20 protein-coding genes, 5 pseudogenes and 1 riboswitch are annotated in these 24065 nt (G+C 45.9%); of the genes and pseudogenes, 8 read left to right on the top strand and 17 right to left on the bottom strand.

Annotation, left to right across the window (positions count from 1 at the left end; translation table 11 throughout):
• Positions 1 to 28: 28 nt before the first annotated feature.
• The gene (locus AC3WTF_RS10720) at positions 29 to 835 is read right to left on the bottom strand and encodes an EcsC family protein (RefSeq protein ID WP_012116852.1); all 807 of its coding nucleotides are present in this window, start codon (positions 833 to 835) and stop codon (positions 29 to 31) included.
• A gap of 166 nt (positions 836 to 1001) precedes the next feature.
• Here AC3WTF_RS10720 and AC3WTF_RS10725 point away from each other — a divergent pair, with 166 nt between their 5' ends.
• The 3 genes and pseudogenes from AC3WTF_RS10725 to AC3WTF_RS10735 all read left to right on the top strand — a co-directional run.
• On the top strand, positions 1002 to 1367 hold the full coding sequence (locus AC3WTF_RS10725) for a DMT family transporter (protein ID WP_007410206.1): 366 nt from the start codon (positions 1002 to 1004) through the stop codon (positions 1365 to 1367).
• Positions 1364 to 1771 carry a DUF5360 family protein gene (locus tag AC3WTF_RS10730; protein ID WP_007410205.1) on the top strand — a complete coding sequence of 136 codons (408 nt, stop codon included), beginning with the start codon at positions 1364 to 1366 and terminating at the stop codon, positions 1769 to 1771. The genes AC3WTF_RS10725 and AC3WTF_RS10730 overlap by 4 nt, the downstream gene beginning before the upstream one ends.
• Before the next feature lie 57 nt (positions 1772 to 1828).
• Positions 1829 to 2044 (top strand): annotated as a pseudogene (locus AC3WTF_RS10735) (DUF2188 domain-containing protein); the annotation flags it as partial.
• Positions 2045 to 2102: 58 nt separating this feature from the next.
• Here the strand turns inward: AC3WTF_RS10735 and AC3WTF_RS10740 are convergent.
• On the bottom strand, positions 2103 to 2456 hold the full coding sequence (locus tag AC3WTF_RS10740) for a hypothetical protein (RefSeq protein ID WP_007410203.1): 354 nt from the start codon (positions 2454 to 2456) through the stop codon (positions 2103 to 2105).
• 655 nt (positions 2457 to 3111) lie between these two features.
• Between AC3WTF_RS10740 and AC3WTF_RS10745 the strand changes: the two genes are divergently transcribed.
• From AC3WTF_RS10745 to AC3WTF_RS10760, 4 genes are all read left to right on the top strand, one after another.
• The gene (locus AC3WTF_RS10745; RefSeq protein WP_094032124.1) at positions 3112 to 4389 is read left to right on the top strand and encodes an Nramp family divalent metal transporter; all 1278 of its coding nucleotides are present in this window, start codon (positions 3112 to 3114) and stop codon (positions 4387 to 4389) included.
• Between the two features lie 105 nt (positions 4390 to 4494).
• Positions 4495 to 4761 carry a hypothetical protein gene (locus AC3WTF_RS10750; protein WP_014416946.1) on the top strand — a complete coding sequence of 89 codons (267 nt, stop codon included), beginning with the start codon at positions 4495 to 4497 and terminating at the stop codon, positions 4759 to 4761.
• Between the two features lie 224 nt (positions 4762 to 4985).
• Complete coding sequence (locus AC3WTF_RS10755) at positions 4986 to 5564, top strand: hypothetical protein (protein ID WP_020953893.1); 579 nt, start codon at positions 4986 to 4988, stop codon at positions 5562 to 5564.
• Between the two features lie 95 nt (positions 5565 to 5659).
• Positions 5660 to 6217 (top strand): hypothetical protein, encoded by a 558-nt coding sequence (locus AC3WTF_RS10760; RefSeq protein ID WP_047935249.1) that lies wholly within the window; start codon positions 5660 to 5662, stop codon positions 6215 to 6217.
• A gap of 250 nt (positions 6218 to 6467) precedes the next feature.
• Here the strand turns inward: AC3WTF_RS10760 and AC3WTF_RS10765 are convergent.
• The 6 genes and pseudogenes from AC3WTF_RS10765 to AC3WTF_RS10790 form a co-directional block, all read right to left on the bottom strand.
• Positions 6468 to 6632, bottom strand: a pseudogene (locus AC3WTF_RS10765) (baseplate J/gp47 family protein); the annotation flags it as partial.
• A pseudogene (locus AC3WTF_RS10770) lies at positions 6625 to 7049 on the bottom strand (DUF2634 domain-containing protein). The pseudogenes AC3WTF_RS10770 and AC3WTF_RS10765, both read right to left, overlap by 8 nt.
• A gap of 98 nt (positions 7050 to 7147) precedes the next feature.
• Positions 7148 to 7846, bottom strand: a complete 699-nt coding sequence (locus AC3WTF_RS10775) for an aspartate/glutamate racemase family protein (protein ID WP_007410193.1) — start codon at positions 7844 to 7846, stop codon at positions 7148 to 7150.
• A gap of 93 nt (positions 7847 to 7939) precedes the next feature.
• A complete protein-coding gene (locus AC3WTF_RS10780; RefSeq protein WP_047935247.1) occupies positions 7940 to 8206 on the bottom strand; it encodes a DUF2577 family protein in 267 nt (88 codons plus the stop codon).
• Positions 8203 to 8872 (bottom strand): annotated as a pseudogene (locus tag AC3WTF_RS10785) (XkdQ/YqbQ family protein); the annotation flags it as partial. The gene AC3WTF_RS10780 and the pseudogene AC3WTF_RS10785, both read right to left, overlap by 4 nt.
• Positions 8873 to 8893: 21 nt before the next feature.
• Positions 8894 to 9055, bottom strand: coding sequence for a hypothetical protein (locus tag AC3WTF_RS10790; RefSeq protein ID WP_007410191.1), 162 nt, complete (start codon positions 9053 to 9055; stop codon positions 8894 to 8896).
• Between the two features lie 478 nt (positions 9056 to 9533).
• Here AC3WTF_RS10790 and AC3WTF_RS10795 point away from each other — a divergent pair, with 478 nt between their 5' ends.
• A complete protein-coding gene (locus AC3WTF_RS10795) occupies positions 9534 to 9947 on the top strand; it encodes a GNAT family N-acetyltransferase (protein ID WP_007410190.1) in 414 nt (137 codons plus the stop codon).
• 115 nt (positions 9948 to 10062) lie between these two features.
• Here the strand turns inward: AC3WTF_RS10795 and AC3WTF_RS10800 are convergent, their stop codons facing one another.
• The 9 genes and pseudogenes from AC3WTF_RS10800 to AC3WTF_RS10840 form a co-directional block, all read right to left on the bottom strand.
• Positions 10063 to 11784: a pyruvate oxidase gene (locus AC3WTF_RS10800; protein WP_014416943.1), complete on the bottom strand. Its 1722-nt coding sequence runs from the start codon at positions 11782 to 11784 to the stop codon at positions 10063 to 10065.
• Positions 11785 to 11841: 57 nt separating this feature from the next.
• A complete protein-coding gene (locus AC3WTF_RS10805; protein ID WP_007410188.1) occupies positions 11842 to 12288 on the bottom strand; it encodes an NUDIX hydrolase in 447 nt (148 codons plus the stop codon).
• Between the two features lie 53 nt (positions 12289 to 12341).
• Entirely contained in the window at positions 12342 to 14162 is a 1821-nt protein-coding gene (locus tag AC3WTF_RS10810) for an APC family permease (protein WP_007410187.1), read from the bottom strand.
• A gap of 156 nt (positions 14163 to 14318) precedes the next feature.
• A riboswitch (cyclic di-AMP (ydaO/yuaA leader) is annotated at positions 14319 to 14465 on the bottom strand.
• A 134-nt stretch (positions 14466 to 14599) separates the two neighbouring features.
• On the bottom strand, positions 14600 to 16705 hold the full coding sequence (locus AC3WTF_RS10815) for a cellulose biosynthesis cyclic di-GMP-binding regulatory protein BcsB (protein ID WP_492314254.1): 2106 nt from the start codon (positions 16703 to 16705) through the stop codon (positions 14600 to 14602).
• Between the two features lie 5 nt (positions 16706 to 16710).
• A complete protein-coding gene (locus tag AC3WTF_RS10820) occupies positions 16711 to 17973 on the bottom strand; it encodes a glycosyltransferase family 2 protein (RefSeq protein ID WP_017419244.1) in 1263 nt (420 codons plus the stop codon).
• The gene (locus AC3WTF_RS10825; protein WP_076851406.1) at positions 17966 to 19693 is read right to left on the bottom strand and encodes a DUF2334 domain-containing protein; all 1728 of its coding nucleotides are present in this window, start codon (positions 19691 to 19693) and stop codon (positions 17966 to 17968) included. Before AC3WTF_RS10825 ends, AC3WTF_RS10820 begins: the two co-directional genes overlap by 8 nt.
• Positions 19683 to 20530, bottom strand: a pseudogene (locus AC3WTF_RS10830) (diguanylate cyclase domain-containing protein). The gene AC3WTF_RS10825 and the pseudogene AC3WTF_RS10830 overlap by 11 nt, the downstream one beginning before the upstream one ends.
• Complete coding sequence (locus AC3WTF_RS10835) at positions 20511 to 21596, bottom strand: hypothetical protein (RefSeq protein ID WP_047935242.1); 1086 nt, start codon at positions 21594 to 21596, stop codon at positions 20511 to 20513. Before AC3WTF_RS10835 ends, AC3WTF_RS10830 begins: the two are co-directional and overlap by 20 nt.
• Before the next feature lie 233 nt (positions 21597 to 21829).
• Positions 21830 to 24016, bottom strand: a complete 2187-nt coding sequence (locus AC3WTF_RS10840; protein ID WP_047936382.1) for a DNA topoisomerase III — start codon at positions 24014 to 24016, stop codon at positions 21830 to 21832.
• Between the last annotated feature and the right edge of the window lie 49 nt (positions 24017 to 24065).

Here is a 24065-nt window from a genome sequence, read left to right on the forward strand (position 1 = left end):
ATTGAATGTGTTTTCGGGTGGTTTTTTATCATTCTGTATCCTTCATGCGTTTTAGAATCCGGCGTTTTTTATAAAGCATGATGCCTGTTTCCGCGATGCTTTCTAAAGCTGAACGGTTGGCGGACGCGCCGAAGATGATGCCTGCGGCCGGAACCATTTGCAGCAGTTTTTTCGCGGCGAACGTATCGCGATAGCTGTAAACGACTTCCCGCCAGCCTTGGATTTGCGAGGCGACGCGCTGATAGGCGCGGTCGTTTTGATCATATTGCCGTAAATCTTGCAGGATCGCTTTTTTTCCGATGACGTCACTGGATGCAAGCTGTAGCAATTTGACGATAAACACGCGTTCTTTTTTGTCTTTCGGATCAAAGCCGTAAGCAACCGCGATATCCTGCAGCGTCTTTAAGGACAGGCCGAGCATCGCCGGAATGTCTGCCGCCAGCGTGAATACGCCGCCGACTCCCGTTGCGGCTCCCTGCACCGTCGCGGCCTTTACGCTTGTACGCGCTATGGCTTCTGCGATTTCGTCCATGACGGCAAGCGGCGCATTGCGGATGTCGTGAAGCGTTTGACATGTACCGTGCGGCAGCCGTTTTTGAAACTTTTTCATGATGCGCTTTTCTGATGTCAGGTACTGTCCGCCTGACTGAATAAACGTTCCCGTTTCATCGAGAATGAGTCCGATTTTCCTCTGAATAAATTGCGGTGTCAGCTTGTCCAAAAGCTGAAACGGCAAGCGGGTGAATGTTTGCCAGAACATCACCCTCTGCTGCGCCTTTTCCCATTTTTGAATGTCTCTCAGTTGTCTTTCCAGGTCTGTCCGCTCTTCTGTCACCCGTCCTGCACGTCCTTTCTGATTTCTTTCTTCATAGTATACCTTTATGGCGTTTTCTTTTTACACCCGGACGGATTTTTTATCCGGAAAACATCCCATTGTTTAATTTCCTTCAAATTCTGTATATTGTATAATTTTGAATAATACGATTGAAGGAGAATGTTGAATGCAATGGATTTATTTAAGTTTAGCGATCATTTTTGAAGTATTGGGTACGGTCAGCATGAAATTATCAAATGGATTTACAAAACTTGTCCCAAGTATTTTATTATTATTGTTTTATATCGGCAGCCTTTGTTTTCTTACTTTGACTTTGAAATATATAAGTGTCTCCATCGCGTATGCGGTCTGGTCGGGGATGGGGATCGTGCTGATTTCCGTGATCGGAATTTTTTTCTTTCATGAACAGTTCTCTGTCATAAAAGCCGTCTCTGTTCTTCTGATCATCATCGGTGTCGTTTCCTTAAACTTTATTTCTGAAAGTGAAACGTCATCAAACGGCATCAGCGTTCATACGGACAGAAACAGATGATGAAAGGGTTAAAGGTTCTCTTCCTCATTACAGATATTGGATTTATCGTTTATTGGATTGTTACTTTTTTTGAGTGGATTCCAAAAAACATGGTGTTTAAAGATTATGATAACGCCATGATCATGGCCTGGAACTGGTCATTCTTTCCCTTAGATATTTTCATTTCGATAACCGGGCTGTACAGCTTGTTTCTTTATAAACGGAAACATGCGTTATGGCGCTCTTTCGCATTAATATCACTTGTGCTGACCTTTTGTTCAGGCCTGCAAGCGATAGCCTTTTGGGTATTTATCGGTGATTTTGATCTTATGTGGTGGGCATTCAATCTGTACTTGCTTCTTTATCCTTTATATTTTATTCAGAAATTGCTGGTCTCTCGTAAAAATAGCTGTCATTCTTTTTGATGAGGCGGTTTTCTTTTTCTTCAGGCGGGAAACACTTTTCATAAAGGAGTGATAGACATGCCTTGGTCTATGAAGGATTATCCGCAATCATTGAAGAATCTCGAGGAACCTGTGAAGAAAAAAGCGATCGAAATCGCGAATGCGATGGTAGATGAGGGTTATGAAGAAGGACGGGCTATTCCCATTGCGACAAGTCAGGCGAAAGAGTGGAAAAAAAACGCTTCTAAGGAAGAAATCGATCAGCTGATGGAACACGATGATGAAACGAAACGCGGAAATTGAATCGGAATAAAGGAAAAACCCCGCTCTCAAGAGAACGAGGTTTTTCTGATTATAAACCGTAATAATAGGATAAAGTGGTGACTGAAACGTAGCCTGTCGCTCCTGCATACGTGACCTTCAGCCATTTATTGGAATTGGTGTAGTGGCCTTGAACATATTCTCCGGTTACCCAAGAACCAGTAATTTTTTTACCGCTTGAGAATGTTGTGATCGTTGAACAGCTGACCTTAGAGCATGAGCGCATATTAGCACCGTAAATACCGACTGTGCCCCCGCTGGCTAAAATGGAAACGTCCGGTTCAGCTTTAGGTTTGAAAGCTGCTGCTGATGCAGAGCCGCCAAAAGCGAATAAAGAAACAGCAAAAATCATGGCTAAAGAAATGATCGACAAACGACGTACCAAGAAAATTCCCCCTCTTTTATCATATGGCCGGAAAGCTTTCCTGACGTTATTATACTTTTTCGCCCGGGAGACTGAAATAAGTCTAATGCTCCAACTTCTTTTCTTCGCAAGTGACCATGCCGATTCTTTTTTTGATAGATAACAGCGGTTTATTAGACTGGAATCACTGAAATATCGTTGATTCAAACGTTTATTCAGAGCGGCCGGAGTTTTTCCGGAGGTCATTTGAATGGTACAGAAAGGTTTTATCTTCCAATGGAAAGAAACATTATTATTCTATTTACCCGGGAAAACGGAGGAAATACAGCGTCTTTTTCTCAAATCAGTTGGGCGGACAGAAAGTTGTGAAGTTATATAGGCAAGTGTCCTCTTTTCACCTTTTTAAAAGAACGCTCCACGCATCCGCGCATGATCCGACGCGGAAACACGCTTTGCGAACGGCATCGCTTCTTTCCCGGAACGATGCCGTTTTCATTTTCGGACCTTTCTTCGGCGGGATACATATCATAGATAAAACAGGGCATCAATGTGCCGGTTTATTGAACATAAAGAACTTGACATCTTATAATAGCGGATTTATGATGTAGATAAAATAATTTGCATCTAGGAAACTTTTTGTTATTTAGCTAAAAATCTATCGGAATTTAGGTGAGACATAATGAGCAAAGACATCTCAGCACAATCACTGCAAGCAAAAGCCGTGCAGGATGCACTTGACGGCAAAAGCAAGGGATTCAAGCGGCTTCTGCCTTTTTTAGGCCCCGCCTTTATCGCGGCGATTGCCTACATTGATCCGGGAAACTTCGCTACGAATATCTCAGCTGGTTCGAAGTATGGGTATATGCTGCTGTGGGTCATCCTCTTTTCAAACTTGATGGCTTTTTTAATTCAAGTTCTTTCCGCGAAGCTCGGCATTGCCACGGGTAAAAACCTTCCGGAAATCGCCAGAGACCGGTATCCGAAATGGGTATCAGCCGGGCTGTGGATACAGGGTGAACTGGTGATTATGGCAACTGATCTGGCAGAATTTATCGGGGCGGCGCTCGGACTCAACCTGCTGTTCGGCATACCGATGGTTGAAGCGGCCATTATCGCGGCGATCGGATCATTCGCGATTTTAGAGCTGCAGCGCCGGGGTTACCGGGCGCTGGAAGCGGGCATTGCCGGACTTCTGTTCGTCGTGGTGATCGCCTTCGCTCTGCAAACCTTCTTTGCCAAACCTGACGCCGCCTCCGTTCTCGAGGGGCTGTTTATCCCGAAAATTGACGGAATGGACAGTGTGCTCTTGGCAACCGGGATACTCGGCGCAACCGTGATGCCGCATGCCATTTACTTACATTCCGCACTGACACAGCGCCGTGTCGTCGGAAAAACGGATAGTGAGCGGAAAAAGATTTTTAGATTCGAGACGATTGACATTCTCATCGCGATGGTGATCGCCGGGGCGATTAACGCAAGCATGCTCATCGTCGCTGCCGCGCTTTTCTTCAAGAACGGGCTGTATGTAGAAGATTTAGACGTGGCTTATCAGCAATTCGGCCACTATATCGGACCGGCTTCAGCCATTCTCTTCGGGATCGGGCTGCTGGCCGCAGGGCTTTCAAGCTCTTCTGTCGGCACATTGTCAGGCGATATTATCATGCAGGGCTTCATCCGTTACCGTATCCCGCTTTATTTGCGGCGTTTCATTACCATCATTCCGCCGATGATCATCATTATCTCGGGGGTCAACGCCACAGAAGCGCTCGTATGGAGCCAGGTCGTTCTTTCATTCGGCATCTCCTTTGCGCTCGTGCCGCTGATTATGTTTACAAGCAACAAACGCCTGATGGGCGCCCTGACGAACCGAAAATGGGTGACGGCTCTCGCCTGGCTGATTGCGGTTTTGGTGATCGCGCTTAATCTGTTTGTGATCTACGATTCATTCCGTTAGAAAAAAACCGGCCGCAATGGCCGGTTTTTCTTTTGACGCCGGGTGCCGTTCGTATCTTTTTCCGGGCGTTTTTGGTATGATAGAAGAAAAATCGGAGTTTTGCTTATGTCAGTATTTATCCTTTTTTATCTGTGGATTGTGCCGATTGTCATCGGCATCTTCTGTTCTCTTTTTGCTTATCGGACAACGGGTAAGAAACGTCTGATTCCCGGCTTTTTGATGATCGCATTAAGCATCGTTTCCTTAATCACGGGGCTTTGGATCGGCGGGGTGAACTATCATGTGTTCATCGGGGGCATGTTTTTATTCGGTACGTTATTGGCCGGCTCCGCCTTCCCGTTTTTCTTCGCTCTTTCACGCAAACGAAAATAAACAGGCATGCCGCCTGTTTATTTTTATTCATTAACCCTAAATTATAAACCGCTCCGATAATGTGATTCCGCCTCAATCAGCCTGTACATGTGTTATATAGGCTCCAGCCCATGTCCCATCTCATCGAAACTGCAGCCAAAATGAATCCTACTAAAGAAGATTTTGAATTATAAGAAAAATACTGTATTAAAATCCTATTTACCCCAAAAATACCTATTGATAGAATGGTATCTGAGAGGGGAAAATGTTCAAAGCGGATCATATCGGTCCCGCCTAAATACATAGTCTTTCATTTCTCTCTACACTACATTTCTAAAGGAGGATTTCCCATTAGACACGCAGCTAAAGGCATTCTGTTTGCCGCATCTTTAGCCCTTGTAACTACTGCTTTTGTCCCCGCATCCTTAGCTAAAGAAAATCATAATAATACTGCCAATGCCACTGGAACGACCAAATCATTTTTTTATCAGACTGATACGCAATTTTCCTACGGACTTAAAGCACAAAGCGATGCATCTGTGTCAAAACCAGTCAAAGATGTAATCAGAGAAGTGCTGAAAAATAAAACAAAATTATTCAATCTTGTTGAAAAATTAGCAGGAAAGAAAATAAGAAATGAACTCGAATCCGTTTTCAATGAACACATCGAACCGGTTTTAAAGAAAATGCTGAACGAGTATGTCGCCTTAAGCTGGGCTGACGTGGAAAAGAATCTTTATCTTTCACTTAAAAAGTCCGGACTTTCTGACAGCCAGGCTAAAAACCTCGCTCAATTGACAACTTTAGCAATGAAAGCATTTTAAAATCATTCATAAATGATCGTCAGGAAAATACGTATGAAGTAATGCAAAGTGCTGTTAGATTCACTCTAATAGCACTTTTTCATTGGAGATGTCACATGACTGTCTTTTTTACTGTTCTGCTCACTTTCTTATGCTGCCTTGTGATTTCATCTCTTATTTTTATGATTCTATTAAAAAAAGAGATCGTGGATACACCGCCCAACCGCTTAGCTCATGCAGCATTCATCGTACTTATTGGATTCTCCCTGTTCTTGGCTATAACTGTACCCAGCCTAGTTATGTATTTTGCAGCTATAACTGTAAATCATTTTTTCGGAGAATATATCATCTATGGTTCACTTTCAGACTTATACATATTTTCTGTCGTCGTAAGTATCTTAGCTTTAGTTTATATGCTTATCCTTACAGCAATTGTAAAAGGAATGACTCATGTTTTGACATTGCCTGCTTGGTCAGCCTATATCCTTGAATTCATTTTTGCATGGGCTGCTGTTTACTTCTCAATCCAATACGTTTCCAATCATATCATTGAGAACATATCTATATTTCAAGGTGGAGAAATTCTTCTTTCATTGTTCATCACTTTCTTATTTTCGGGATTGGATATCCTTTTCACTAATTTGGATGAGATCACAAAAGAGAAATTAGGCTAAGGGGGTAACAAATATGAGAATAATGACATATATATCCTATTTTTCTATTTCTTTAGTTTTGCAGGTGGTATGGCTGCTATTAATAAAAAGAACCTCTAATATATTTCTGATAGATATGATTACGGTGTCCTTCTTATTCACCCTCTTTATGTTCATCTTGGATCAAATGTTCAAAAATAAGCGGACAAATTAGGGACTGTTTTTTAATAATCCTCGGGCTTCTCTTTCGTTTTGAAATGATTCCGGATCACACGAGCTCCAGCACTGTATCAAGCCAAATATATGACTTTGCGAGCTCAGCGGCCGCAGGCGCGAGCGCATTGTAAATGACGCTGCCTTCTCTTGTATCAATATCCGCAGAAATACGGGACAGCATACGATCCATAATCTCCTCAAACGTTTGATCTTCAAACATCCTCGCCAAGCATCTCCTTGATCTCCACAGTGCCCTCGTCTGTCTCTACGATAAAAGAAACTATGAACCTATTACCTGATTTATCAATCTCAAAATCAGTGACTGAAGAAATTCGATCATCATAAATTAAAGCTTCTTCGATCAGTCTCGGGATCTCCATTTTTTTATATGCGTCTGTTGTCTCGTTGTCAGAAAAAACCTCTTGAAGCTCATTTCCAATGTCATGACTGAAAATAGAATAGGAATACCGCTCTGTATACAGGGCCATATAAACAAATTGCTTAATTCCTCAAGCCCTGCGATCAGCTCGTTAGTAATTCGCCCATTTTCAAAGTCAATTCTATATGTGCGCGATGTCTCTATTACTTCACTGTCATCTTCAATATCATCAAATTCAATTTCTGGGGAAAGGTTCAAGAAAAAATCACTCCTATAACGTCCTCCATTTATTGATTGAATGAACCATAATAAAAACCGCTCTAAAGAGCGGTTTTAAAATATAAGAAGTAATCATTCTAAGAAGAAATCGAAAGGGATTTATTTACTGCTTTTTGAGCATGGATTAAAGTCGTATCAAATAATGGCACCTCTGAATCCTCTACCTTTACTAATAGTCCAATTTCAGTGCATCCAAGAATGATTCCTTCTGCTCCTCTACCCACCAAATTATTTATGATCTTCTTATAAATGTTTTTGGAAGACTGTTTAATTTCACCCAGACACAGTTCTTGATAAATAATATTATTTATCAATTCTCTTTCATCATCATCAGGAACAATGACATTAATATCATGAGACGCGATACGTGATTTATAAAAATCTTGTTCCATCGTATATTTAGTACCTAGCAATCCTACTGAGCGAATGTCTTGTCTAATAATTTGTTCTGCAGTTGCATCGGCAATATGCAAAATAGGTATAGTGATCATTTCTTGGATATATCCAAGAACTTTATGCATAGTATTTGTACATATTACAATAAAATCTGCACCTGCTTTTTCTAATGATCTTGCAACTTGACCTAAAGCTTCACCTGCTTTATCCCAAGCTCCTATGGATTGATAATGTTCAATTTCCTTAAAATCAACACTGTATAAAAGGCATTTTGCCGAGTGAAGCCCTCCTAACTTCTTTTTTATTTCTTCATTGATAATTCGATAATACTCAGCTGAAGATTCCCAACTCATTCCGCCAATAAGACCAATAGTTTTCATAACCCACCTCGGATAAAATTTTCAAAATATTATAGTTATTTTAAGGCATAGATTAGGCCTTTACAATTATTTATTTTTTCAGGATTACTATCATTAAATTTTATCGAGAATAAAAAATGATTGCCCGCCTTTTAAGGAGACAACCATCACACGTTCACCAGTATTCAACGCTTCTTCTTCACCGACCCGCAGACGCTTTGGAACAATAATCAAATCAGAGGGTATTATTAATTTGTCATTTTCATTAAACCTTATTTCAATAGGTGAAAAGGAAACCACTTCAGCCGGCATAATATCCACCGGCGACTCAGAGCCAACAGCACCGACAGCCAGATGTTTAATTGCTTCGCTTAACCTCATGATGAAGCCCCGTCCGGAATTGTGTTTTTCTCAACCACATCAATTGTCATCGTGTGGGAGCTGCCTTTGAATTCGTGCTTGTCGGAATCAATCCAATATGTTTTCTTTACGCCCACTTCCGGAATAGAAATATACACCGGAAGCCCGCTCTGCAAATCAGGAATACCAATTGCTTGAATACTCTTTAATTCCTTTTTCACACCTTCTTTCTGTGATTGGAGTACGTTCGCTCGCTGCTGAAGCTGCGCCTGATTAATATTATCCGAGACAGTTTCCACATACTGCAGAACCCCGTATTTATTAATTCCTGAATTATCTTTTGCAGTGGCAGTGTACGTCTTATTGTCTTTCTGGCGCCGGAGTTTGACCTTCGTAGCTGTCTCATTAATTGAGGTGCTATACTGAAATCCTGTGATGTTTACGCCCGTCTCTAATACCCAAACTTCCGACGGGTCAGGCCAAGCCCTGAGACAAAGCTTACCCTTTGAAGCATATAACTGATAATTATGACCGGTCTGTTTTTTTTGTTTGCTTCAATGCCTTTAATATCATGTCATAAAGGCTTGTATCATCTTTAAAGACCAATGATTTAATAGTATAGGCTGTTTTTGCAATGGACCCGGCAGGAATCTGAAAATCTCGGGCCAACCGTTTTACTATTTGATCAGGGGGATCAGGGATTTTTTGTTAAAAACTTTTGAACATGAAATTCAAAAAAATAAATAGCACGATTATCGTCACAACAATAAAGGCTTCTCTTGTGAAGTTTTTATCATCTTCTTTTTGCTGTTTCTTTCTCTTAATCTCTTCTCTATATTTTCTTTGAACCTCTTTCTTTTTTTCATCCATTATCTAAACTCCTCTGAGTCCTTTTTCTTTTTATCACTTGCACCCCTCCTTTCAGTTATTGCAATTTTATCGTGCAACACATAAGTACACCAGTGAAAAAAGCCTTGACTATAAAGCCTTCTCGCACAGCTGAGACTCTAAAAGTTGAATTTAATTTAACGGATTAAAAAACAGCCCGATACTTCCGGATTGAATGAAAATTGTTTGACTGCTTGCATTCTGTTTCCTCCTTAAAGTAATAGAGCGGGCGTTAAATACATATCCTCATGCTGAATGCCGGAAGCGGCGGCTCGTCGCCGATGACGGCGTCGATGACGACCGGCTCATTTGAGTTAAGCGCTTCATGAGAATGATTCCGCCTTCTTATTTTTTCTTAAACAACAAACCGATTCAAAACCAATATAAAATATTTAATTATTCAGAATATTTTCGTAAGTTTTGTATAACAAAAATTTAAAAAGAGTGAGGAGGGAAACATATGATAATCAGAAGCGCAGAACACTATGATGTAAAACAATTGACCGATTTAATGTATTTATATATCGTGGATTTTTATAAAAGACCTAAGCCACCGATTGAAAAGATACATCATTTGATTGAAATGTTATTTGAGAAGAACAGGGGTATTCAATTCGTTGCTGAACAAGATGGGAAACTTATTGGCTTTGCAACATTATATTTTAGTTTTACGACGAAAGCAGATAAAATCGTGATAGAAAAAGCAAGAGGTACAGGAGCAGCCAAAGAACTGTTTAAAAGATGCGAAACATTTACAAAAGAAAACGGGTATGCGCATATGTCGTGGATAACTGCATCCGATAATTACCGTGCACAAAAATTCTATGAAAAGATGGGTGGCTCTCTTGGAACTTGGCTGACCTATTCCATTTAACCCGGGATGACCTTATTGAAGAAAAGCCTAAAATAAAAAGCAGGACTTTTACTATGGCTTATCTGGGTAAATAACTAAAAAATAAACAGGCATGCTGCCTGTTTATTTTTATTTTTTAAAACAGCCGTTTTAAGCTTTTCTTGAGTGACGGCATTTCGATTTTTTGGTTTTCAAAGAAGTTTTTCAGCATGTATTTGCTGAAGCCCTTCGCTTGACCGTAAGTGATTTTTCCCGGAAGCGGCGGCTCGTCGCCGATGACGGCGTCGATGACGACCGGCTCATTTGAGTTGAGCGCTTCATGAAAAGCGGGAGCCAATTCCTCGTGTTTCGTCACTTTGATCCCTTTTGCCCCGCAGCTTTCTGCAAAAGCGGCGTAATCCATATTTTGCAGCTGGGTGACGTAGTCAATGTTGCCTTTGACCCGCTGTTCATATTCAATCATGCCTAAATTTTCGTTGTTTAATATGACAACCGTAATCGGCAGTTTATATTTAACAGCTGTCGGCAGATCCTGCATCACCATTGAAAATCCGCCGTCTCCGCAAATGGCGATGGACTGCCGCTCAGGTTCGGCAAGGCTTGCGGCAATCGCTCCCGGAAGCCCGCACCCCATCGTGGCGAGCCAGCTTGAGACGATAAAGTCCTGCTTCTTCATTTTAAAATGGCGGGCCATCCACACCGTAACCGTTCCGACATCCACTGACAGGACGGCGTCCTCTGCGGCCGCATCCTGAAGCCGGGCAATGACCTGCTGCGGCTTGAGCGGATGAGTCGCTTCGGTTTCATCCTTTTCGATTTCCTTCCACCAATGCTTCATGTGCTCGGTGCAGGCGTCCAAAAATCTTCTGTCTTCTTTATATTCAATGTATTCCGTCAGCTCTTTCAGCCCCAGAGCCGCATCACTGACGATTCCCGCATTGACGGGATAGCGCTTGCCGATTTTCGCCGGATCCGAATCAAGCTGAATGGCGGGCGTATCATCCGGGAGATAATCCCTGTATGGGAACGATGTGCCGAGCATGATCAGCAGATCGCATTCCTCCATTGCTTCGTAGGCGGGCTTTGTGCCGATTTGCCCGAGATTCCCGAGAAAGTGGGGATGGCTGTCAGGCACGACGCCTTTTGCCGGAAGGGTAATGACAATCGGAGCGGCCGCTTTATCGGCGAATGCGAGCAGCTCCTCTTTTGCTGATTTTAACCCTTGGCCGGCGAGAATGACCGGTTTTTTTGCGTTGTTAATATATTGCGCGCATGTCACGAGATGTTCTTTTTTCGGCTCTATATCAGCTTTGAGGTATATCGGCGATGTGTAAACCGGCTCCCGTTTGATTTTTTGCGCGAATAAATCATCAGAAACAGTTAAAACGGCAACGCCTTTTTTGCTGTAAGCCGTGCGGATCGCCTGATTCAGAAGATCGGGCAGCGCTTCTGCCGTATGTACTTGCTGGTTGAATACCGCCACGTCCTCAAACATTTGCTCTAATTTGATTTCCTGAAAGCTGTCACGGCCGATTTCATCGGAAGCCACCTGTCCCGCAATCGCCAGCACCGGAACGCCGTCCGCTTTGGCGTCGTATAAACCGTTCAGCAGATGAACGGCCCCCGGTCCTGCGATTGAAAGGCAGACACCGATCTGGCCGGTCAGTTTTGCCTCAGCCGCGGCTGCCAGGGCTGCGACTTCTTCGTGCCGGGTTTGGATGAATGTCAGGTTATTCCGTTCATGTCTCAGTTCTTCGATAAATTCATTAATGCTGTCTCCGGGAATGCCGTATATATGACCGACTCCCCATTGTTCAAGCAGCTCCGTCATTACGTGTCCTGCTGTTTTACTTGGCATACTGCATCCTCCTTTTACCTGTATTCATCCCCTTTTTCATACAGGTTGAAACACGAGCTATACTCTCAGCTTTTTTCTTAGCAGATCAAGGATGGATAACAGATTTCGGTCTTTAAGGACTGCCTTTTGATTTGCCGCCCCATTGAGTCCGTCTTTTATTTGCCGTTTTCTGTTCGGCACCATGAACAGCGGCAGCCGGTTTGGGGAAAACCAGCGTAAAGCGGCGGTTTCCGGCCCGTTCATCAGCGGAGTTCCCCCATTAATGGCTCCGATGAATACATGTTGTGTATCTTCAAATGCCGGCCTTTCATACTCACCGGCTTTTTGCAGGATGGTCACGTTATAACCGGTTTCTTCGAAGGCCTCTCTGACGGCTGCGGCTTCAGATGTTTCACCTTCTTCAATCCTGCCCCCGGGCAAATCCCATAAGGGAATGTCTTTTCGTTTTACGAGCAATATGTCCCGCCCGTCATTTTGTATGATGACAAAAGCGCCTTGTGCCATGTCGTCCTCCTTTACAAAAAAGACCGCGGCATTTTAGCCTGCGGTCTTTGCCGTTACTTTTTAAAATGATACGGCAGGGTGGCGACGATGATGTCCTTCTTCCAAAACAGCCGGACGCGGAGCAAGAAGGCTGATTGGTTGTGAAGGATGGTCTGCCAGCGTTTTTTCGTGATGAATTGCGGAAACAGCACCATCACGGAGAACTGTTCTTTTTTCGCTTTCTGTTCGACCGTTTCCAAAAATTTATCAAACGGGTGAACCAGACTGCGGTATGAGGAATGCAGGGTGACGAGGCGGACACCGTTATGAAGCTCTTCCCAGCGCTTTTCCACCTTTTTTTCGTTTTCTCTGTCAAAGGAAACATGAACCGCAATGACCTGATCTGATAATGATTTCGCATACTGAATCGATTTTTGGACGACGGTGGTGACACCGGCGACAGGCACGATGACGACGGTTCCCCTGATTTCCTCAGGCTGCTGATCAACGACCCGCAGCTGTTCGCCGACCGCGGTGTAGTGATTTTTAATGACGAAAAACAGCATGACGACAGCAGGCATGAATAACAGCACCGGCCAGACAAGATTGAACTTCGTCGCGAATAAAATGCACAGCACCATAAATGAAATGGCGGCGCCGCATGAGTTAATCAGCATTTTTACCGCCCAGCCCTTCGGCTTCTGCCTGATCCACTTGATGCACATTCCCGTCTGCGACAGCGTAAACGGAATGAACACGCCGACGGCATAAAGCGGAATTAAATGTTCCGTGCGGCCGCCGAATAAAAGAATGAGCAGGATGGACGCGATACCGAGAAAGATGATGCCGTTTGAAAAGCCTAACCGGTCGCCGCGGACCGTAAACATTCTCGGCATATACTGATCGCGCGCTAAATTAAACGCCAGCTGCGGAAATGCGGAAAAGCCCGTATTCGCCGCAAGCACGAGAATCAATGATGTAACGCCTTGAATGAAATAATACACCGTATGCCGTCCGAAGGTTTCCGCGGCGATTTGTGAAATAACGGTCTCGTTAGGCTTCGGACCCGTGCCGTAGCCGTACGCCAGCACCGTAATCCCCGTAAATAAGATCGCCAGCAGAATCCCCATCATGGCCAAAGTGCGGGCCGCGTTTTTTGCCGGAGGATTTTTAAAGGCCGGGATCGCGTTTGAAATGGCTTCAACACCGGTCAGCGCCGAACACCCTGAAGAAAAGGCCTTCAGCAGCAAAAACAGCGTGATGCCCGCCACGGGTGTGCCGATCGGCGTGTGTTCGGCCGGGTGAACCTGGCCCGTCATGAGTTTAAACAGCCCGACGACGATCAAAAGGACAAGCGCCGCCACAAACAGATAGACGGGATACGCCAAAATGGACGCCGACTCTGACAGTCCTCTCAAATTTAAAATCATAATCAGAATCACAAGCAAAACAGCAATGAGCAAATGATGCGGGTGCAAAGCCGGAAATGCCGATGTAATCGCGTCAGTTCCGGCAGAAATGCTTACCGCCACCGTCAGAATATAATCAACAAGCAATGAGCCGCCCGCAATCAGGCCCGGCTTCTCACCAAGGTTTTCTTTTGACACCATATAAGCGCCCCCGCCTTGCGGATAAGCGTAAATAATCTGTCTGTAGGACAGAATCAAAGCAAGCAGCAAAATGAGAACACCGGCTGCGATCGGAATGGAATACCAAAACGCGGCCGCGCTTACCGCAGCCAAAATGATCAGAATCTGTTCCGTTCCGTAAGCAACTGATGACAGCGCGTCTGAAGAAAGCATGGCGAGCGCCTTGAGTTTCGTGAGTTTCTGCTCTCCGGCAGCCTGTGATTTCAGCGGTTTCCCAATCAAAAATCTTTTGATTGAATGGTACATTTGTTGTCTTCCCCTTTTTTTCATTTTCCGTTTGATTTACAAACCCTTACTGCTATGATGTCTCCGAATGCTGATTGCATGCCATATTTCAGCACAGCAAAAAGACACAGAGGCAAACGGATGCCCCTGCGCCATAATCGTGCACAGGTTTCATTCATCTCCTCTCATGAACGCTTACGAGGTTAGCTGTCGGATTCGGGCTGATGAGAGTTGGCCCTACCTGAAAAAGGATTCACCCCAAGCGGCATCACGCGCCGCAAATTGGTTCCCCCGCTCTGATTACAGATTAAGCGATATAGATTATAAAAGAGATCATACTCCCGTCCCGTTCAGTTGTAAAGGGGCTTTTATGCTGTTTCAAAAATAAAAAAATCACCGCCAAAAATGGAAATAAAAATACAAAAAAAGAGGCCTGTTAACGGCCTCTTTTTCCTTCATTACTCTTCGCTTTTTTCATGATCCGCTTTTCTTTTTTTCCTTCTTGCCGTCAGCCAGATCAGACCGGCCGCAATGATCATAAGCGCCGCGGAAACAGCAATATACGTAACGTTCAGTGCTGCGGACCGGCTCTTCGTATCAGCCGCCGGACTGCTGTCATCGGACTTGATTTGCTGATGATTCGAAAACAGCTGCCGGCCGGCTGTTTCGTTAATGACGGTTGCGGCATCGCTTGTGCTGTCTAAAAAGCTGATCAGCTCTTTTGTGACAGACGCGCCGCTTCCTGATAACGGAGCAAAAACAGCGATGCTCCGGCCGGAGTCCCAAGGTGATTCCTGGGTAAACGCGACTTGTTTCGTCGTCTCATTCAGCATCTGAAACGAAGAAACATCGTACGCGCCGCTGCGGTCTGACGGCACGAGAAGCTTAGAGGCGTTTGACTTTAAAAGCGGGATTTGCGGCAGGCCTCCGATAAACACAACATTCCGGCCTTTGGCATCCGCTTCCTTCATGTCTGATGCCGTCTTTACGGTAAAGCCGTTTCCGAATGAATCCGCCACCAGAGAAAGCTCTTTCAGTGTCTGCATGTTTACGTCATCCGGGATGACGATCACTGTTTTCTCTTTCCCGCCGCCCGCAAACGGGAGCGGCCATTGCCCGAAATCAGCTTTCTGCGCCGCATCGCTTACCGGATACGTCAGCGTGCTGCTTTTATCAATATAGACCCATTTGTTTTCGTCACGGTCGATACACGGATTGTTATGTTTCAAACCTGATGTGACAAATTGCAGATCAATGTACCTGCTGCTTCGCAAAAGCTTCGGATCAATCGGGATGGAGACGTGGTAAAAGCCGTCTTTATCTTTATTGCCGAGATCATCAAGACGCACCGCATTCGGCTGTCCGTTGACCGTGACGTTCAGCTCCGCTCTCTCGGCGTCATTTGCTGAATCCGCCTTCGTCCGGATCAATTCCGACGTCTTTAATGTAAGTGAAAGCTTGACCTTACCGTCTTTATCAACAGCGGCCGCCGCAGGGTAAAAGAAGTGCTCTGACGCCGTTTTGTTTGATCCGACCGTTACATTTCCCGCGCCGAAGTCCTCTAGTGTCAGTTTATTGCCTGTCTTTTCCGCAGCGGGCTGAAGGCGGCCGATTGTCAAAGTATCTCCGCCCAGCTGGCTTGAATAAGCGCTGTCTGTGATGACGCGGATTTTATCCGCCAGCGTTTTGTCTGATTGCGCCGTGACAAACAGGACGGGCTGCCGTTTGTCCCCTGATGTCAGAACCCGTTCAGCGAGAAGAAGTTTGTTGTCTTCCGCTTTGATGTTCCCGTGTTCGAAAAGTTCTTTTATTTTCCCGTTCCAATGCTGATCAGCGCCGATGACAATTGACGGATTGCTGATTTTGCCGGCGTCGGATTCTTTTACATAGGATACCTTCAGCCTGCTGTCTGCCGTTTTCAGAAATGCTTCTGTTTTGACTGCGGCTTCAGCTTCCGCCGAGGTCGGTTTGTCAGGAAGGATAATATCGGTTTCTTCACCCGTATTGCCTGATTGGGCAAACGGATACGGGAAATGGCCGAGATCCGCTCCCTTTGACTTGCTTGCTTCTGAAAGCACAAGGCGGCTGTCCGGATAAATTTTTATCCAGTTGCCTGACGTATCCTGCCTGACGCAGACGCCCTCTTTTAATACGCCGTAAAATCGTAATGATACATTGTGAAAGCCTTGGGCGGATTGGCTTTTGCTGAGATTGAGCTTCACCGTTTTCCGCTTGGAACTGCCGTCAAGCTTAATGGATTTGACGGGTTCATCATCAATGGCGATGGTTAAAGAAGACGGGGCAATTAATAAGTTTGACGCCTCGTAATCAATCAGAAGCGACTGATCGGCATTCGAAGCTCCCGCAGGAATCTGATAGGTCAGCTCTGCGCTGTCTTTCGCCCCGTACAGTGTCATCAGATCGCCAGTCAGCGCCTGCTGCTCTTTTGCGCCGGCGCTTGTTCCGAGGGCGGAACCGTCCGTTTTCAGTTCCCGGGCCGCGGCCGCCTGCCCGTTAGACATCAATAGCAAAAGGCCAGTTATCAATATGATCGCTTTTTTCAAAAAGGTCACCCGCTTTTATTTTGATTGTATCGCTCCGTTTTGTACCACTTGACTTCCTGCTTGAACAAGCGGTGCTTGATCTCTGTGAATAATGACCAGATGACGAGCACGATCCAAGCCTGGGAGTATGTAAAGTACATCAGAAATACGATAAAGAAGTTTTGTTTGTTCATTTCTGTTTTTTCAATGCTTAAAGTAATCATGACCTCAGTCATAAACAGGAAAAAGGCCAGTATCCACAAAATCATCGCCAAAAACCCGACTGCCAGATGCAGGTCGTAAAAAAGATTGATGATAAAAATCGTGTTTGACATGATCACACCGAAGAAAAACAAAAAATACGTAAAAAAGAAATAAAACAGATCGAAGATGATCCGCTTGCGTTTCAGCTTAAAAAATTGGGATAAAAACTTGAGAACAACGTATTGGTTGCCGCGCGCCCATCTTGTCCGCTGACGCCACCACACCTTCCATGTCTCAGGCTCCTGCTCCCATGTCACAGCCGCCGGGAAAAAGCGGATATGATAGCCGAGATTATACACGCGGATGGTCAGCTCGGTATCCTCCGCCAGCGCCTTATCATCCCAGCCGCCGAGCTGTTCGATAATGCTCCGCCTGATCGCGAAGTTCGTTCCCGGGATGGTGGCGATTTTGAACCATTTCCATCTGCCGCCCTGCGCCATCCACTGAAAGCAGATGGTTTCAATATTGATAAACTTCGTCAGGATCGTTTTGGCCGCGTTGATGACACGGAATTTCCCGACAACCGCTCCCGCTTTCTCATCATTCATCAGACCGAGAACCAGGTAGTACACCGCCATTTTTTCCGGCGTGTTGTCCGCATCATACACGCAGATCACGTCTCCGTTCGATTCCGCGAACCCTGAGTTCAGCGCCGAAGATTTTCCTTTTCCGGCGTTCGGGGGCTTTGTAATGACCATTTTAATGAAGTCATACTGACGGGAAAATTCATTGACGATGTCTCCCGTCCGGTCGGAGGAGTTATCATTAACGACGATGATCTCAAGCCTGTCTTTCGGATAATACAGATTCACCATCGCCTTCAGCGTCTGCCTGATGACGACCTCTTCGTTATGCGCGGGAATGAGCACGCTGACCTTCGGGAGCTCCCCCATCTTTGCGCGCCATTTCGGAATGTTCCGTTCGAAGGTCATATAATGCCTGAATCCGCCCTGCATCAGAAACATGTGATAGAGAAGCATCACCCATATTAAACTTAATGAGATAAAAAACAGAATGTTACTCAAGGCTCCTTCTCTCCTTAAAAATTCGTTTTTTTAATGTGGCGCGCAAATAAAGGACGTAGCAGGCGAACATGATGATAAACAATAACACCACGCCGGAGAGAATCCAAAGCGCTTTTTCCAGAGGCGTCTGCTGATGGTGATTGAAAAAGGCCGTTATCGGATGAATCTTGTTTTCCACATGAATGGTCCCGTCTCCGTCCGTTTTGATCTTGACGCTGTCCGACGTTACCGTTTGCTTCGTTTTCTTCAGATCGAGCCACTCGCCGCCGGGAATCCGCTCCATCTGATTGACGAGCTCGGGGAGGTATTTCATGCCGAGATACGGATGGTAGAAACCGCCCGCCGTTCCGCCGCCGAAATCAATCATCTGCGAAATATGATTCTCCATATCTCCGAGCGGATTTTCCTTTGAGTTATCGGCATAACCGATTGTTTCAGGGTACAGCGTCATCCCGTCAAGCATAGCCGGCTTTGAGACGAACGGAGGGGCGCCCGAGGTTTTCCACGTCGTGCCGCTGAGCTGCACTTGTCCGAAAATGCTGGAGAAATAAGAAGATGCGATTTTGTAGCCTTCTTCAGACATCGTATAGTGCGGCGCTTCGAATGACAGCGGGTAAAGGCCGAGCTCTGTCAGATCGTCAATCGCCTGCTCCAGCTTCGTTCTCGTGTAGATTTTTTCTTTTTCACGGAAAGGCTTCACATACGCCCGGTACGCTTTTTCATTCGGAAAATCCTGTTCCTTTTCAAGCTTGACCGGAGTATCATCCGCATTTTCTGACGTAATCGGCTGATCCGCTTTGGCATCCCAAAATTCAAAGCCTTCTCCCGTTTCGCTGTATCGGTATGCGTGCGTGTAGCCGTGAATAATGATGCTGCCGCCCATTTGCTGAAGTTTTTTCAGGACGCTGACCATTTTCGGCTTGTCCGCCAGGTATACTTTTTCTCCGTTTTCCGGATTGAGATAGACCGGAATGACCGCCAGAATAAACGGAATGTGTCTTTTATGCAGGTAAGCGCCCGCTTCGTAAAGCAATGTTTCATCTGACATCGGACTGATGTCTTCAAGCCGTAAATAAAGGAGGGTGCCGCCCGCTGATTCTCCGAATGCGTTGCGCAGCGCTTTCGCCGTCAGAAACGAATCATTTAACAGGCTCGTCACACCGAAATAATAGTCAGAGCGCGCCGTTTTCCACATAAAAGGGCGGGTGCTGCCGTCACCGGACCGGTATGTATAAAGGGACTTTCCTTTTACTCCCGATACGCCGAGCACGGACATCCCTTTTTCAAGCGGCATGTCTGTTTTTTCTTCTTTGCCGTAAATGCGGTATACCGTTTCTTTCTCTGTCAGGGACAAACCCGCAAATTGGCGGAACTGTCCGGCGTTATAGCCGATGCTGATAAGCTGCTGCGGCATGCTGCTGATCAGAGACACGAATGATGTGCTGAGCTTTTTTTTCGTGACGCCGTAATAGATGACCCGCCGATTCTTTTTGAGGTCCGCGGCTGTGATGTCTCCGTCGCTTTTCACGGTGACGGCGGATGAGAAATGGCCCGCGGTCAGATCAAGCATTTTGACCTCAGCGGTTTCTTTGCCGTCCGTGCTTGTATAAATAATGAGAATGCCGTCCTTTTTGTCTTTTGCTTCCGCCGTAAGGGGAACATAAACCGCCGAAATCATGAAGAGCGCCGAGAGTAAGAGACGTATCCATTTAGAGTTCATTCATCATCATCTCGTTTTCCAGTTCATTTAAAAATTGCTCGGCCGTTTGTAAATCCTTTCGGTACGCCAAGTAACATACACGGAAGGTGATGGAGACGTATTTACCGTTTTGCAGCCGGTACGTATCCAATTCCTTTTTCAGCTTCGCCAGAACGGCCGGCATGTTTTTTCAGGCGTATGGGTCAGCACGATGCCGAACCGTTCGGCGGACGGCCTGAATTTTTTGTCTGTTTCCCGAACGCTTGACCGGATTTGGCGGCTGATAAATGCCAGCAGGCGGTCGGTCTCTTTTTCTCCGTAGAGGGATTTGAATTCCTTGAAATAATGCATGTGCAGCAGCAAAAAGACGAAGGAATTGCCGTAGCGTTCCGCCCGCTTGATCTCCTCGGAAAGCTCCAGCTTCATCCGCAGATGGTTGTCAAAGCCGGTCACCCTGTCGACGGCGACAAAGCTCGTAATCTCTTCACGCAGCTGTTTCACTGAGCGCTCAAGCCCCTTCGCCAACTCGTGAATCCTTCCCGCTATGTAAGAAAAGACGAGCAGCGCAATCCCCCAAATGACCAGCACCTGCAGACTTTCGGCACCGGCAGACGCCATAAAGCTCCCGGTCTGAAACCACAGGAGCAGGCTGCCGAGAACAAATAAGACGAGTAAGGTGATGACGAGCGCATAGATTGCCCCGAACCATATGCCGGCTCCCGTGACAAGCAATGTGATGCAGGTTATCAGAAGCCCTGCGGATTGCTGAGACGCATAGTAAATAAAAAAAGACAGCAGCACCAGCATAACTGCTGTGTAGCTGCACAGTTTTTGTGATTCATTGAATGATATTTTCATTAAACAATTTCCTTTCAGCCAGAAGCGGCAGCAGATTATCGAAAGAATGTGTATCGCCCCCGCTCATATAGCCGCCGTAATCAGGTTTCAGCGTGTCCAGTGTTTCAAATGAAGTCATTCTTTCATAAAGCGGCTTGATGACAGCCGGATCAGCTTTTTGTTCTGCTAAAAAAAGAACGGCCAGGGCGTAAACGGACGGTGATTCGTATTGAACCGCCGGCTCCTTCGTGTCTGCGCTGTATCGTCCGTACAGCTGTCCGCGCGACTTAAATTCCTTTATCATCCATTTCGACAGCACAGCGGCTTTGCCATCGCCCCGCTTCAGATTCACGGCGGCATACAGCTGGTCGATGACATTGACTTCGCTGTCATATTTGTATTCCTTAGTTTCGGTATTGAACGATTTCGGCAGAAAACCATTTTTCAGGGGCGCAAGATTGAGAACATCGAGGTTCCGGTTTTCCGTTTTCTCATCGATAATCCCCTTTTCTCTGAGCATCTGTAAGGCGCCGGGGTCGACATAGGACAACGTCACGGTCTTTGACGCGGCATTTGAAGCGGCATCATAATAATCCGTAAAATACCCGTCATTCGTATTGTATTTTTCCAGCGCCTTCCCGATCTGCACCGCTGTTTTCCCGTATTCACTGTTTCCCCATAGGGTTCCGGCCTCATTCAGACAGTTCATGATTCTGAAATCGTCAATTAAGGCATTGGTGCCGCTCGCTTTATTCCCGTCAATCTTCCACGACACGAGCTCGTTTTTCGTCAGAAACGAATCGGTGAGAAGCTGATATTGCGCTTGAAACTGCCGTTCATCTTTCCTGTTCAGCAAAAATGCCATCCATAGTCCGAGAGACTCTGATAAATATTCCGGCTCACCGGTTATGTTCGTCCGGATCATCCCCCGCCCGTTCATCAAATTATGATAAATAAAATGCTCTGCGGGCTGAAGCGGTCCGGACGGTACGGCTGCCGCCTGTTTTTCAGTGCCGGCCTCCGCGCACCCCGCCGTCAGAACGATCGAAATCAAAAGGATCATCAGACGAAAAACGAATTGCTTCACAGTCCATCCTCCTATTTTATAAATCCTTTTTTAGACCCATATCTTATTTTTTCACAAAGTATTTTTACTATATAGGAAACGATAAAAGAATACTAGCATTTTTTCACATTGGGAAATTTTAAATGGGAGCGCCGTCTGCTCACCTTTTCCCTCTTCGTCTGGATCGTATTCCCATTACAGTTAAAAACACAACAAAAGGCAGCATTTCTTTACAAATGCTGCCTTTCTCTGATCTATTTATCCAGGCCGAGTTTTTTCAGCTGTTCTGCCAGCGCGTTGTTCATCGGCTCCTCTTTGTTTTGGCTTTTCATATAAGAGTTGATGTCCCGCTTGGATGCGCGTCCGGATTTATCTTTCGCCTTTCGCTTTTCAAAGACGGACAGTTTCTCCCGGTGGCCGCATACACATGCGAAGGTTTGGCCTTCGCCCTGGCCGCGAAGCTCCATTTTCTTATGACAGTTCGGACAGCGGGCGTTTGTTTTTCTTGCCAGCGTTTTCCGGCTGCCGCACTCACGATCCTGACATACGAGCATCGTGCCGCGTTTGCCGTTGACTTTAAGCATCATTTTGCCGCAATCAGGGCAGGCGGTGCCTGAAATGTTGTCATGTCTGAAAGTCTGGCTGCTGTTTTTGATTTCCTTCACCGTTTTGCCCGCATATGTTTTCATGTCTTTAATGAAGACGGCGGATTTCAGTTTGCCCGCTGCGATGGCGGAGAGCTTTTGCTCCCACTCAGCGGTTAAGGCCGGTGATTTTAAATCTTCCGGGACGAGCTGTAAGAGCTGCTTCCCTTTTGACGTAATGAAAATATCTTTTTCTTTTTTCTCGATTAAGAAACTGTTGAACAGTTTTTCAATAATATCAGCGCGGGTGGCGACTGTTCCGAGTCCGCCGGTTTCACCCAATGTTTTCACAAGGTTCTTCTCTTCTCCCTGCATAAAGGCGCTTGGGTTCTCCATCGCGGATAACAGCGTGCCTTCATTAAAGCGCGCCGGCGGTTTCGTCTGTCCGCTCGTTTCTTTCAGTGATGAGACAGTGAGGCGCTGACCCTGCTGAAGATCCGGGAGGGTCTGGTCTTTGTCTTCCTCATGATCGTCGTCATCCTCGTACATATCATACACGGCTTTCCAGCCAGGCGATTGAACCGTTTTCCCTTTTGCGGTAAATGTTTCGCCGCCGATATCGGCTGTGACCTTTGTTTCTTCGTATTCGAACGCCGGCATTAACACGGCGAGAAAACGTTTGGCAATCAGGTCGTAAAGCTTTCGTTCTTTGTCGCTGAGGCTTGAAAGGATCAGCGGCTCCTCTGTCGGAATGATGGCATGGTGATCCGATACTTTCGCATCATTGACGAATCCTTTATGCGCTTTGACGCCCCGCTTCAGTATTTGATTGACGTACTGTGCGTACGGCTTAACTTCCATGCCGTTTAAACGGTCTTTTAAAGTCGGCACGATGTCTGCGGAAAGGAATCTGGAATCCGTCCGCGGGTAAGTGACAAGCTTATGCTGTTCATACAGCTTTTGAAGCACGGACAGCGTCTCTTTTGCGGAAAAACCGAAGCGCTTATGAGCGTCCCGCTGCAATTCCGTCAAGTCGTAAAGACCGGGAGCGAAGCTTTTCTTCGCCGTTTTTTTCAATTCTGAAATGACCGCCGGCTTTCCTTGGAAATCTTTTGCCAAACGGCCGGTCACCGTCTGATCGAATGTTCTTGTCTGCTTTGTTTTTTTATCCTGCCATGTCAGCGTCATCTGATCAGCCGCCGCACGGAGACCGTAATAAGGAACGGGTTTGAACGCCTGAATGTCCGCTTCACGCTTGGCGATCATCGCCAGTGTCGGAGTCTGGACGCGTCCGCATGACAGCTGTGCGTTAAATTTCGTCGTCAGGGCGCGGGTCGCGTTGATGCCGACGATCCAATCCGCTTCCGCTCTGGCAACGGCGGAATGATACAGGTTTTCGTACTCTTTGCCGCTGCGGAGCTTTTGAAATCCTTCTTTAATCGCCTTATCCGTCACAGAGGAAATCCACAGCCGCTTAATCGGTTTGCGGACGTTTGCCTTTTCGATAATCCAGCGGGCCACAAGCTCCCCTTCCCGTCCTGCGTCTGTAGCGATTACGATCTGGGTGACGTCTTTTCGGACAAGCTGAGCTTTGACCGCATTGAACTGTTTTCCTGTTTTTTTAATGACGACGAGCTTCAAAGGCTCCGGAATAATCGGCAGATCCTCAAGCCGCCATGATTGAAATTCTTTGCCGTATCCTTCAGGGTCAGCGAGCGTTACCAGATGCCCGAGCGCCCATGTGACGATGTAGCGGTCGCCTTCAAGATATCCGTTTCCTTTTTTATGACACTTCAGAACGCGGGCCAAGTCCCGGCCGACTGAAGGTTTTTCAGCTAATACAACTGTTTTTGACATGCTTTTCACTTCTCTTTCTTTCACAATCATCCTGTTATTATAACAGACT

The organism is Bacillus sp. EB106-06-01-XG163, assembly GCF_058791615.1.